Raw genomic sequence first — 13,536 nt, 5'->3', positions numbered from 1 at the left:
AATTTCCTTTTGATTACACTTAACTCTAATTTCACAATTAATAACCAGTAACAGTATTGTCTAATGGTTTTAGAGTTTCTCCTTGTAAAGCATACCAAACATTAATCATTCGTGGGTTATGGCTTGGTTTATATCGTATAGAAATAGGATGCCATCCTTTCTTAAGTGCTACTTTACCATAACGTTTTCTAGGGCCATGATAACCACCATTATCAACAATTAACGTATTGCCTACATATAATAAATCTCCTCCATCTGATTGGGTCTCAAATTCGTAAACAGCATCTTTTTCTGCTTTAAAAAAACCTTCGTAAACTAGGGAGAAATTTAATTGATCTTTAAATTTCCCAAGATTAATAGTATTTACGCTTGTCCAGTTAGAAGTTGTAGGAACCTTAACATCTTTTACTTTTTTTAATTTATCGTTTGTTACCCATCTTTTTAATCCACTTTCTTTTGGGCTATTTTTTGATGCTGCCACATAGTTCTTATGAATGACTTTTGTAGTTTTTAAATCGTTAAATTTATCATCACGATACGCACGAGCTTTTATTTCAGATATGTCTTTCACAACAAATGGTACATCATATTTTAAAGATGCTTTACTTGGTATACTCCCATCCAGCGTATAGTATATATCTACACCTTCAAGCGGATAGCTTAAATCTAAATTGACCAACGTACTATCAACAAAGACAATCTCTTTTTCTAATCCTTTAACTGCGGGTATATAGTAGTAAACCCCTAACACGTCTAATCTTTCATATTGCTTGTCTAATCTTTTATTAAACGTCTCAAAGTTTTTTTCTTTAGTGGCCCACCCTACTTCTGATACTGCAAGTATTCTAGGGAATGCTTGGTATTGTAATCTTTTAAAATTAGGAATCCACTCTGACCAAAGATTTGCTTGTATGCCTAAAACATTCTTTGTTTCTTCTGATGTAAAACTATCTGGAATCGGTTCATATCCGTAAATATTCTCTATAGGATTGTGATCATTTAGATAGTCAAAATAATAAGCTGCTGTGGTTGATACTACAATTTTATTTCCATTTTTAGCGGCTATCTTAGGAGCATCTGGCTTCCAATTTCTCCACCACATTACTGAAGCATCTTTTGTTAAGCCACCACTAACAATTTCATCCCAACCCATAAGTTGTTTACCTTTAGATTGTAAAAACTGTTCTATATCTCTGTTAAAATGTGATTGTAACTCGTGCTCATCTTTTAAATAATTTTCTTTAATAACTTTTTGACAATGCGGACATTTTTCCCAAGATTTTATATTGACTTCATCACCACCTATATGAATGTATTTAGCAGGAAAAAGTGGTATTACTTCTGCCAAAATGTTTTTCATAAACTCATTTGTGGTCTCCTTACCTAAACAAGCAGGGTATGTAAAAACAGTATCCCAACCAGACTCTTCATTACATGATAAAAACGGGTAATTATCTATGGCCGATTTAAAGTGCCCAGGCATATCTATTTCTGGTATTACAGTTATACATCTTTCATCAGCATAAGCAACAATTTCCTGTATCTGCTCTTGTGTAAAAAAACCACCGTATTTACGTTCACCATCAATAGTTTTAAAATTAGATTCATCGATAGTATAGAGCTCGTTTTCTATCGCTCTTGTATTACAAATTGTATCTTGATTATTTGGAGTTCGCCACGCACCCTTTTCTGTCAATAATGGATATTTTTTTATCTCAATTCTCCAGCCTTGATCATCTGTAAGATGCATATGATAGGTGTTTAATTTATACAATGCCATATAATCTAAAAACTCCTTTACTTCTTCCAATTTAAAGAAATGTCGACTAAAATCCATGTGCATTCCTCGCCACTCAAAACGAGGTTCATCTTCAATACTAACTGAAGGTACAAACCAATCTGCTGTTACTTTTTCTTTACTTTCTATAGCTGTAGGTAATAACTGACGAATGGTTTGAACACCATTAAAAAACCCTGTCTCTTCTGAGGCTTTTATGTTTATTGAAGTTGGATTCACTTCTAAATGATAAGCTCCTTCTTTTAAACCTTCTATGGTTTCAAAAACAATTGCCTCTTCCGTTTTTGTGTTTATTATTTCTAAGTCGTAACCAGCAGCTTTGTTAAACAAACCTGACAAATAATTTGCAGCTTTTTGTTGACTTTCGTTTTGAAGACTGATTTTTGTGTCCGCTTCAATTTCAAAAGAACCTTTATTTAATTGAAAACGCAATGGTTTTGGAACTATTGAAATATCTTCCAGTACAAATGATGGTTTTGTATTTGAACATGCTCCTAAAAAACCTACTATTATTAATAAAACGAAATATTTTTTCATTTAAGTTTAAAACTATTTAATTATAAGTTTGATGATAACATCAATAGAATTATTTAAATTCTTTTGAGGATAAATAAAAGTACCTTCTTTTACTTGTTTAAATTTAATTTTTGTTTTCCCATCAAAAGAAGTCGCTGAGCGAATTTTTTCGTTTAATTCTGGAATGAAAATATAAGGTTCTGAAGACGGGTTTAAAATATGTACATATAAAGTTTTATCCTTTTTAGTTATAGTACCCCAATCTTGTGATTTAATAACACCTCCTTTAGTACCATAAATACTTTCGCCATATTTTGAAGTCCACTCACCAACTTCTTTCAACGTTTTAACAAATTCAGGTTGAATTTCACCATTAGGCATTGGCCCCACGTTCAACAATAAATTACCATTTTTACCGGCCGCATTTACCAAAAAGTTAATAAGTTGTTTTGTAGATTTATATTTATTGTCATTTATGTTAAAACCCCAAGATTTTGCCATTGTGGCACAACTCTCAAGTGGAAGTTGGCTTATTTGAACACCATGACTAAAACCTCCCTTATTTTCCCCTGGTAAATCTCTTTCAAAAGTTTGAATATCTTCTCCTGGAATAGGTTGAATATGGTGATTATTGGCTATTAATGTATTTGGACTTAATTCATGAATTAAAGAATAAATTTCATCATAATGCCAATTCGCTTGCTTTCTATCCCAATGTCCATCAAACCAAATACAACCTATCTCACCATAATTAGTAAGTAGCTCCGTTAGTTGAGTTTTCATAAACTTGATATAATTATCCCAGTTAACAGCGTCACCCTTTTTTCCAAGCTTATAATCTTCCCTTGCCCAATCTAATAAAGAATAATAAAAGTTCAATTTAATACCTTCTTTTTTACATTCCTCAGCTAACTCTTTCAAAGGATCTCTATTAAATCGTGTAGCATCAATAATGTCATAATCTGTTGCTTTGGTATCAAACATGCTAAAACTATCGTGGTGTCTTGAGGTAATTGTAATGTATTTCATACCTGCAGACTTTGCAATCTGAACCCATTCTTTTGCATTAAAGTCTTGTGGATTAAAAAACTTAGTTAGTTTTTTATAAGTATCTAATTTAATTTTTTGCTGATGCATAACCCATTCGCCGTCACCTAACACACTATAAACACCCCAATGGATAAACATACCAAACTTCATATTTTGAAACTCTTTACGGGCTTCTAAATTTCCTGCAGTTGGAACATACTCAGGCATTGGATAGGAATATTGCTGTGCACTTACCGTAAATACAACGAGACTAAATAAGGTTAAAAACTTTTGCTTCATAATATATATTTTAATTTTTGAGTTCTGTTATTTATTAGTATTCATTAAGGGTTTTGGTCCCATTTCTAGTTCTAAAACACCACCTTGGGTAATCTCTTGATGCGTAATCCAATAACGCTGTAATGGTTTGTCGTTTAATTTTATGGATTGTATGTAAATATTATCTGCTGAATTATTATTCGCAATAATTTTAAACGTTTTACCTTTATAATAATTTGTATCTAAATTGATTTCAATTTTACTAAAAACAGGACTTGTAATCTGATATTTATTATCGCCTGGAGCAATAGGATGTATACCGATGGATGCCAATACATACCAAGCTGACATTTGCCCTACATCTTCATTACCACATAATCCATAAGCATCAGTTCCATAAGCATCTCTACAAATTTGTCGTGTAATTTTTTGAGTTAAATACGGCACACCTGCTTCATTTAACATAAAAGGAACATGGTGTACGGGTTCATTTGGGTGGTTGTAATAATTGTTCCATAAAAAATCTTCTGGTGTTTTTTCAAAGAAAGAAATAAGCTCATCTCTAAAGGCTTCTTCACCTCCCATAAGCTTTTTTAAACCGTCAATATCATGCGGTACAAACCAACCTTGTTGAAACGGATTACTTTCAATACAACCCTGACCATGGACTGTTTTCCCTTTCCATTCTAACCAATTTCCTAAACTGTCTTTGGCTCTAAACCAATTGACTTCATCGTTCCAAATATTTTTATAACTTTCACTTTTCTTTAAATATTCTTCGCCCATTTTATTTTTCCCTAAAGACATTGCCATGGTCCCTAACGCCCAATCAGAATAAGCATATTCCAAGGTCTTAGAAATATTATTAGGTGTATATCCTAGCTCACCATTTCCTGTATGATCTACTGTGTTTTTAGAAAATTTGAATGCTTTTTCTATATCATAATTTCTGATTCCCTTTTCAAAAGCGTCTACAATTACTGAAACTGCCGGGTTACCTAGCATACAGCCCGAATACGAATTCAGCATTTCCCAACGTGGTAAGTAGTTATTACCACTTAATTCTGCCATTTGCAGTAGAGAATTTATCTCATCATTAACCAGTGAAGGATTTATTATCGTTTGTAAAGGAAACTGCGAACGAAACACATCCCAACCACTAAAAATGGTACGATAAGTAAAATCATTTGTTTGATGCACTTTTTTGTCGGCACCAATATAATTTCCATTAACATCTGAAAATGTTCGAGGATCAATCATTGTGTGATACAACGCGGTATAAAAAATCGTTTTTTCTTCAACTGTACCTCCAGAAACAGTAATATCTTTTATTGCATTATTCCAAAGGTTACGTGCTTCCTCTTTTGTTTTATCAAAATCCCAATGCTTAATATCATGTTCTAAATTTTCTTTTGCACCATCCACACTCACAAAAGAAATTCCACTTTTTACCAAAACTTCTTCACCTTCAGTAGTACTAAAATTGGTGAAAAAACCAATATGTTTACCTTGTAACTCACTTTTACCTTTAATAATTTCAGCATTTTCTACCGCTAATTGATAATCATCCTGTCGGATAAAACGCATTTTTCTTGGCACATCAGGTATATTAGCATTCCAAAAACCATAGTCTTTTAAGGGCTTGCTAAACTGACAATAGAAATACACTACATAATCTGCGTTTCCATCACCAGCACCCCAACCACCACCTTCAGGCGGGCACTTCATCCAACCAGAAATAGTATTTTCATCTACCACTTTTATATATTGCTCTGTAGACGTTCCGCCCACTCTACGTGACAGATCTATTTGAATTCTTGAACTGTCTTGTTTTGGATATGTAAAACGAATAATTCCTGCTCTAGGAGCTGCAGTAAGCTCGACTTTTACCTTGTAATCATCTAATGTAACAGCATAATATCCTGCCTGTGTCACTTCTGTATCATGGGTAAATCGAGAACGATATCCACTCTCAGGATTTTTAGGCACCCCTCTATTTGTTTTTAACTTGCCTGTTGTTGGTGTTACTAAAAAGTTACCTAAATCCCCAAACCAGCCAACGCCACTCATGTGTGTAAAACTAAAACCTTCTAATGTAGGATGTTCATACGAATAGCCTGAACCATTATCTCCACCTGTAAACGTGTCAGGACTCAATTGCACCAACCCAAAAGGTGTTGCTGCTCCTGGAAATGTCTTACCAAAACCATGTGCATCTTTTGATTTTTTACCATAAGTAATTGCTCCAATTATGGGATTTATATAATCTACAGGTTGCTTTTCTGTTGCCGCTGACTTTTCACCGGCTGTTGAGGAAGTGCAAGAAATAGTTACTAAAGAACTTAGTGCAATACCAATTATTAGTACTATTATATTTGATGTTCTTACACTCATATTTATTTATTATTTATTGCTTTAATAAAAACTATTTATTTGTTTTAAAAATATCAACCACCACGTCATTTTGCTGTAATTCACCCGATGTAGTTCTTCCATTATTTACAATGTGCTCTAACTTCTCTGTCATTTTCTTTACCAACTTAGGGTGCTTTTTATAGACATTAGTAGTCTCTTCTTTATCCTTTTTCATGTTGTACAATTGTATTTCCGGAAGGTTTTGCTCACGTGCTTTCGGATCCCTTGGGTCTGTCCATCCACCAGAGCCTGGAGTCAATTCTAATTTCCATTTTTTATTTCGGATAGAAAATTTTCCATTTATAGAATGATGTACAACTAAATTATAATCAGTTTTAGCTTTCTTGTTTTTTAACATTGCTAAGATACTGTATGAATCTACACCTTCCTTTTTGTCTAACGTCGAACCTAATATTTCAGCACAAGTAGCCATTAAATTGGTTTGACAAATTAATTTATTATTTATAGAATTTGACTCAATTTTTCCTAGCCATCTTACTACAAATGGTATTCTATGACCGCCTTCCCAGATATCAGATTTAGAACCACGAAATTCGGCACTTGGATAATGTCCAAATTCATTTTCTAATTTTTTACCTTTTGCAACAGGATAGGAACAACCATTGTCACTTGTAAAAAACACAATAGTATTATCTGCAATACCATTTTCTTCTAACGCTTTTAAAACACGGCCTACGGCATCATCCGTTTCCATTACAAAATCAACATAATCGCCCATTCCGCTTTTTCCTTTCCATGCTTCAGATGGCACCACTGGACTGTGGGGAGAGTTCAATGCCAAATACATAAAAAATGGTTCCGGTTTTTTTGAATTATCTGCAATATATTTTGTCGCATTATCCGTTAAATACTTCAACATTTTCACTGGTCGCATATGATCTATGACCTTATCATCCTTAATTACGGTACTCATAGATGCGGAATGATGGAAACCCACGTATGAATCAAAACCACGAGAAACAGGGCCGTTAGGTACGTGTGCTCCTAAAGGAGCATCTACTAATTTTTTTCCATTGTAAAGATTATAAGGTTCTCCTTTTTCATCTAAAAAGCTAAAGCCTAAATGCCATTTTCCTATAGCAGCGGTTTTGTAACCTTCTTTTTTTAACATGGAAGCCACGGTCTCACGATTTTTGTCAATTAAAGGTTCAAATTCATCACCACCCCTTAAAACACCTTCTTGCAATCTTGAACGCCAAGCATAACGTCCCGTTAAAATGGCATATCTTGAAGGCGTACATACTGCAGATGCAGAATGTGCATCTGTAAAAGACATCGACTCTTTTGCAAATGCATCTATTTTTGGAGTGAGAATTTTTCCTTTTTCAGGATTTAAAAACTGTACATCTCCATACCCTAAATCATCACAGATAATATACACAATATTTGGATTTTCTTGTGCCCAAATAGAGCAGAATACCAACATGAATAAAACAGTCAATTTAAGTTTTTTCATTTTTTTTATTTTAATCTTAGTTCGGTGATTTCACCTAATAATTCTCCTGATTTATCAAACAAACCCGCTTTTAAAAGTGTTTTAGGAGATGTTTTAAAATTTTCATCATACTTTGTAGCATTAATAGTAGGGTCTGTTCCATCTGTTGTATAATAAATATCATAACCTACAGTTTCTGTTTGTAAATATACAATTGCCTCATTATGTAATTCGTCAATAGCAAATGACAGATAAACACTATACATACTTTTTGCAACATTTACCTTTGCTGTTTCTAATCTTTTAAAATGCCACTTTTCTAATGCAGATTGAAAACGCGACCAATCTTTAACTTTTGGTTGGCTCCACGAAACTTCTGCACTTGCTAAAGCACGTGGATAAAGCATATACTCACAATGTGCTTCTGTTGGCGTAAACTCTCCCCATAAGCACGTTTCATTTCCTAAAACGTTACTCGCTTCTTCTGCTGTTAACTCTAAAGGAATAGGTTCGTGATTATAAACTTTTGATAACGGTAAAACTACATTTGGACCTTCTGGCTCCATAAAGGATGGCCCTTGAACTTGACTTATATAAGAATAGATATAAGAAGTCATAATAGTTGGATAACCCTCTTTAGGAGCATCTATTTGAGGAGAATGCTTGCCTCTACGCCATGCCATAATTGTTGCTCCTTTTGCTCCTTTTCCACTTAATATTTCATCCCAACCAATCATTATTTTCTTTTGAGCAGTAACTATTTTATTAACTTTTTGAATAAAGTGACTCTGTAGCTCTTCTTCATCCTTCAGGTTATTCTCTGTCTTTACTTTTTGACAATATGGACATTTTTTCCAGTTCGTTTTATTACACTCATCTCCACCAATATGCAAGTATTGTGATGGAAACAACTCCGCTACTTCTTTTATAACATTTTCTAAAAACTCATACGTTGTTTCTTTACCTGCACACAAAGCATTGTCAGGGGCTTTTCCACCAACGGCAACTTCAAAATTAGCTTTGGCATCATCATAACAAAACAATTCAGGATAAGATGCTACTAATGCTTTACTATGCCCTGGCACATCTATTTCAGGAATAACTTCTACATTTCTAACTCTTGCATATTCAATAACTTCTTTAATTTCATCTTGTGTATAAAAACCACCTACTGATTTGGGTTCTTCAGCTGTAGCTGGTTTACGAGACCACCAAGTTATACCTGTTCTATCGCCTCTCCAAGCTCCCTTTTTAGTTAGGTTAGGATATTTTTTTATTTCAATTCTCCAACCTTGGTCATCTACTAAATGCCAATGAAATTTATTTATTTTATAAGAGGAGAGGACATCAATTTGCTTCAAAATAAATGCTTTCGGTTGAAAGTGACGAGACACATCTAACATAACTCCTCGCCAATTAAATCTTGGATTGTCTTTTATAATTAAATTAGGAATAACTATCGACTCTGCTAATCCTAAAGGTATTGCTTGCCTTAACGTTTGAAAACCATTAAAAAAGCCAGCATAATCTTTCGCTTTAATTATTATTTTTAAATCAGAAACTTCTAAAGTATAGCCTTCACTCTCAACCTTAGCTTCTTTTGTAGTTTGAAATTGAATATAGTTTGAATTAATTCTTGGGCGTTTTGATTCTGTTTTTAATGTTAACCCAGTATCTTCTTTAAGTTTTGCTAACAAATACGGTTTTAAGTCTTTTTGAAATTTCTTTGGAAGAAATATTTTAGTTGTATTACTCAAGATGAAATTACCCTGTTTTATAACAACAGATTCTGGTTGTGGAATAAAATTATTCTGTGCTTTTAGTCCACTTGAAAATACAAGTGCTATTAAAAAAACAAATAGTAAATTAATCTTCATAATTTCTTCTTTAGATTATAATATTTACACTTCTAATTTAAGCTAATCGTTAATGTATTGAATGATTTAGGATCTAGTTCTGCTTTAATAATTTGCTCATTAACGTTCAGATTTAATGTTCGTTTATTATCATCATTATTATAAGTAATTACATTTATTTCATTACTCTGATTATTTAGAAACACAATAGAATTATCGGTATCACCGCTTGCTAACAATTTAATAGAACCTGGTGCAATAAAAGCACTTAAATGTTTCATTAAATAAAATTCTGGATTGTAAACAATTGCTCGTGTTTTACTATCAATAGAAATCATAGAATTTTGTTTCCAACCCCATTGACTTTTTCCAGTTTCATCTAAAACCATATTCCAATACATATAAGAATTGGCTCCATTTTCAAAATAATGCTTCATTAATTCGAAGGTATGTTCTGCCGCTTTCCAATCATTAGAACCATCACCACACTCCGTTTCCGTCTGCATCAATTGCATTTCTGGATACTGAGCATGTACCTCTTTTATAGCACCTTTACCTGCCCATTGAAAACCAACACCTGTTACATAATCTTTAGTGTTCTTATATTCTAAAACATCATTTACACGGTCTATTTGTGGACGTTCAATAGTACCTAACCAAATGTCAGTATCTAAATTTTCTGCTTCAAATTTTGGACCTAAATAATCAGCAATAAAAATTCCTAAATCTTGAGGTTTCCATACGCATGATGGGAAATTTTGAGCTGAATTTGGTTCGTTTTGGACATGAACCGCACTGATATCTATTCCTTCTTTTTCATAGGCTTTTACAAATTTTGAAAAGTATAATGCATACGCCTCTAAATATTCTGGTTCCATAATAAAACGTGAAACCAACTCTTCTGTTGAACTTAATTCTAATGGTAAATCATTAACTTCGGGATTCGCTTTACAAGCATAATGTTTGCTGTGTTTCATCCATGATGGCGGACACCAAGGTGACGCCCAAACTTCAATTTCAGGATTTATTTTTTGTGCTTCTTTTATATATGGAATCAATCTTTTTTTATCTCTATCAATGGAAAAATTTTCCATTGAAAAATCCTCTGGAGTTTCGTTATGACTATACCAATTTACAGCATAGTCATTTGCACCGATGGGCATTCTACAAATATTGAACTTACACCCAGCAATAGAATCAAATAAATCATTTAAAATTTGTTGTTTTTCTTCTGGCTTAACCATTTCTAATGCATCCCATCCTAACTCATTAAAACATCCTCCAAAACCAGTAATTGTTTGTTGTTGTTTATTTGTATCTATTGTTATAGCAATATCTGAAAGTGCCTCATTTATAGATGGTGCGTATACCTTTTCTACCCAAAGGTTATCATCTGTGCTACTTACCCAGTTTACTTTATGTTGTTTTTTACATGACGCAAACACTACTAAAAATCCAATTACTACTACTTTTAAAAGTCTCATAAATTATTTATTTTACTGTGAGTATACCTCTAAGACGAACGTCTTTCGATGAAGCTCCAATCATAATTCTAAAATCGCCAGACTCAACAAGCCTCTTTAAATCTTTATCTAACATTGATAATTTTTCAGGTCCTAATTGAAAAGTTACCATTTGTTGTTCTCCTGCTTTTATAGAAATACGTTGAAAGCCTTTCAATTCTTTTATTGGCCGTGCTACAGAAGCCAGTTCATCACGAATATATAATTGAACTACTTCATCTCCATTTGTTTTACCAACATTCTTTACTGTACATGTAATTTTTACGGTGTCTTCGGGTTGAATATTATTTTTACTAAACTTTAAATCAGAATATTCGAAAGACGTATAACTTAATCCAAAACCAAAAGGAAACAAAGGTTGCCCTGTTAGGTTATGATAATTATCTCCTCTACCTGTTGGCTTATTGTTGTAATATAATGGGCATTGTGCTTCATCTACGGGAAAAGTAATAGGTAGGCGTCCTGCTGGATTTTCATCACCAAATAAGATATCTGCAAATCCATTTCCTCCATTTTCACCAGAATACCATGCCATTAGAATACCGTCTACATCTTGTTTCCAATTTGCCATGGTAATAGCACTACCACCTACCAATACAACAACTGTTGGTTTACCCGTTGCTACTACAGCTTTGATTAATTCTTCTTGATGACCAGGAAGTGCCAATAATGCACGGTCTTGAAATTCTCCTTCATGAATACCCGCGAACACAATAGCAACATCACTTTTTTTAGCTATTTCAACGGCATCAACTATTTGTTGTTTCCATTTATTTTCAATAAAAGTATCCCAAACCAAATTGAATTTTGCATTACCTGCAGATTCAAAAAACTCAATTTTTATATCATATTCTTTTCCTTCTTCAAAAGTGAATGTCTTTGTGATAGAATTATAAGATTGTTTTTGCCAGTTATCAATAATTAATTTCCCATCTAAATACAGACGATAGCCATCATTACCTTCAATTCCTATATTAAAATCTCCTGTTTTTGGAGCCTTTAATTTACCTGTCCATCGTACCGAAAACCAATCATACGGTAAATCTTCATGCGGCGAAAATAAAGTCCAACCAAACTTAATTTGCTTGTCTATTCGTTCAACTTTTGGGTTGCCACTCAATTTAATATTATCAAAATAAGCACCTTTTAAGCCATTAATTCTTTTACCGTTTTCATCTGTTGTTGACAAATATTCTGAAGTAATAGCCTTATGTTTTTCAGCTTTTAATGACACTCCGGGAGCATATAAAACATGATCTTTTCCTATTTTATTTACAACACCATCATACAGAGTAACTATATTATTTCCAGGTCCACTATACCCTCCTAAACGTCCTGCTTTTGCATCGTAACCAATTAGTGCTACTTTTTTAGTTGATTTATGTATAGGTAAAATTTCATTTTCATTTTTCAATAAAACCATTGATTTGTAAGCTGCCGTTTTGGCTAATGCTCTATGCTCTTTATGTCCATTCCATTTGGCGGCTTCTTTAACATCTACGTATGGATTTTCAAATAAACCCAATTCAAACTTAGCCGTTAAAATTCTGCTTACAGCTTCATCAATTGCTTTAATATCTACCATTCCCGTTTTGTAAGCCTCCCAAAATAATGGATAATGATTGTAACTGGTTTGAAACATCACATCCAAACCTGCTTCAACAGCATCTTCTGTTGCTTCGGCATAATTTTTTGCAGTAAAATGCAACACATTGGCTCCTCCTGTAGCTCCTGCATCTGAAATAACAAAACCCTTAAAGCCCCATTCTTCTTTTAATTTTTTACGTAACAACCATTCATTAGAGGTGCATGGCGTGCCATCTAAAGAATTATACGAGGTCATAACTGATCTTGCTCCTCCTTTTTGAAAAACAGTTTTAAAAGCAGGGAAATAGATTTCTTCTAACAAGCGTTCATTAAAACTGATTGGATAACTATCTCTTCCACCAGCACCAACGTTAGCTACAAAATGTTTTGGTGTAGTAATAACCCCTTCTTTTTCAAATTGACTGATAAAAGACAACCCTATTTGAGAGGTTAAGTATGGATCTTCTCCATACGTTTCTTCCGTACGGCCCCAACGAACATCACGAGCTATATTTAAAACTGGTGACAATATCTGACGTATACCACGAGTTTTTGTTTCTTTTGTTATGGCACGAGCTACATTACTTACTAAAGTAGTATCCCAAGTTGCTGCCAACGCTATTGCTTGAGGAAAAGTGGTCGCTCCATCTCTTGCTAAACCATGTAAGGCCTCATTAAAAGGAATAATTGGTATCCCTAAACGCGTTTCTTCCAAAAAATAATGTTGAATTTCATTTATTTTTTCGGCCATTTGTTCTGCACTACCCGAAGAACCATAATCCATCATTTGCTCTGCAACATTATCTTTTTTCCCTTTTGAAGATACTTGAAATCCAAAAACACCATGTTTGTACTTTTCTTTACCATCGCTTAAATCGCCAGGAATCATAAACATTTGCCAGAACTTTTCTTCTAACGTCATTCTGCTAAGTAAATCGTTTACACGTTCCTCAACTGATAATTTAGAATTTTTATAAGGTGGTTTTTTCTTATCAGAAAAAGACAACGAACTTATAATAAGAACTACAACAGTTACAACTTTAATAAAATGATTTATAGTTTTCAAGTTTTGCAATT

7 protein-coding genes are annotated in these 13,536 nt (G+C 33.4%); all 7 read right to left on the bottom strand.

The window, feature by feature from the left end:
• Positions 1–37 precede the first annotated feature (37 nt).
• Genes JBL43_RS08230 through JBL43_RS08200 form a run of 7 tightly spaced genes read right to left on the bottom strand, consistent with a single transcriptional unit; the run spans position 38 to position 13,525 of the window.
• On the bottom strand, positions 38–2,335 hold the full coding sequence (locus JBL43_RS08230) for a family 20 glycosylhydrolase (RefSeq protein WP_198840970.1): 2,298 nt from the start codon (positions 2,333–2,335) through the stop codon (positions 38–40).
• Between the two features lie 12 nt (positions 2,336–2,347).
• The gene (locus JBL43_RS08225) at positions 2,348–3,643 is read right to left on the bottom strand and encodes an alpha-L-fucosidase (protein WP_198840969.1); all 1,296 of its coding nucleotides are present in this window, start codon (positions 3,641–3,643) and stop codon (positions 2,348–2,350) included.
• A 27-nt stretch (positions 3,644–3,670) separates the two neighbouring features.
• On the bottom strand, positions 3,671–6,016 hold the full coding sequence (locus JBL43_RS08220) for a GH92 family glycosyl hydrolase (RefSeq protein ID WP_198840968.1): 2,346 nt from the start codon (positions 6,014–6,016) through the stop codon (positions 3,671–3,673).
• 31 nt (positions 6,017–6,047) lie between these two features.
• Positions 6,048–7,514, bottom strand: coding sequence for a sulfatase family protein (locus JBL43_RS08215; protein WP_198840967.1), 1,467 nt, complete (start codon positions 7,512–7,514; stop codon positions 6,048–6,050).
• Between the two features lie 5 nt (positions 7,515–7,519).
• The gene (locus JBL43_RS08210) at positions 7,520–9,370 is read right to left on the bottom strand and encodes a beta-N-acetylhexosaminidase (protein WP_198840966.1); all 1,851 of its coding nucleotides are present in this window, start codon (positions 9,368–9,370) and stop codon (positions 7,520–7,522) included.
• Between the two features lie 32 nt (positions 9,371–9,402).
• Complete coding sequence (locus tag JBL43_RS08205; RefSeq protein WP_198840965.1) at positions 9,403–10,833, bottom strand: glycoside hydrolase family 30 protein; 1,431 nt, start codon at positions 10,831–10,833, stop codon at positions 9,403–9,405.
• A gap of 7 nt (positions 10,834–10,840) precedes the next feature.
• Positions 10,841–13,525, bottom strand: coding sequence for a glycoside hydrolase family 3 C-terminal domain-containing protein (locus tag JBL43_RS08200; protein ID WP_233098719.1), 2,685 nt, complete (start codon positions 13,523–13,525; stop codon positions 10,841–10,843).
• Positions 13,526–13,536 lie beyond the last annotated feature (11 nt).

It is taken from the genome of Aureibaculum flavum (assembly GCF_016406085.1).
Lineage (GTDB): Bacteria > Bacteroidota > Bacteroidia > Flavobacteriales > Flavobacteriaceae > Aureibaculum > Aureibaculum flavum.
This window is presented reverse-complemented; position numbering and strand designations above follow the sequence as displayed.

Bases quoted from the DNA above. Each gene is read 5' to 3' on its own strand.
- JBL43_RS08230 (WP_198840970.1), bottom strand. From the start codon at position 2,335: ATGAAAAAATATTTCGTTTTATTAATAATAGTAGGTTTTTTAGGAGCA.
- JBL43_RS08225 (WP_198840969.1), bottom strand. From the start codon at position 3,643: ATGAAGCAAAAGTTTTTAACCTTATTTAGTCTCGTTGTATTTACGGTA.
- JBL43_RS08220 (WP_198840968.1), bottom strand. From the start codon at position 6,016: ATGAGTGTAAGAACATCAAATATAATAGTACTAATAATTGGTATTGCA.
- JBL43_RS08215 (WP_198840967.1), bottom strand. From the start codon at position 7,514: ATGAAAAAACTTAAATTGACTGTTTTATTCATGTTGGTATTCTGCTCT.
- JBL43_RS08210 (WP_198840966.1), bottom strand. From the start codon at position 9,370: ATGAAGATTAATTTACTATTTGTTTTTTTAATAGCACTTGTATTTTCA.
- JBL43_RS08205 (WP_198840965.1), bottom strand. From the start codon at position 10,833: ATGAGACTTTTAAAAGTAGTAGTAATTGGATTTTTAGTAGTGTTTGCG.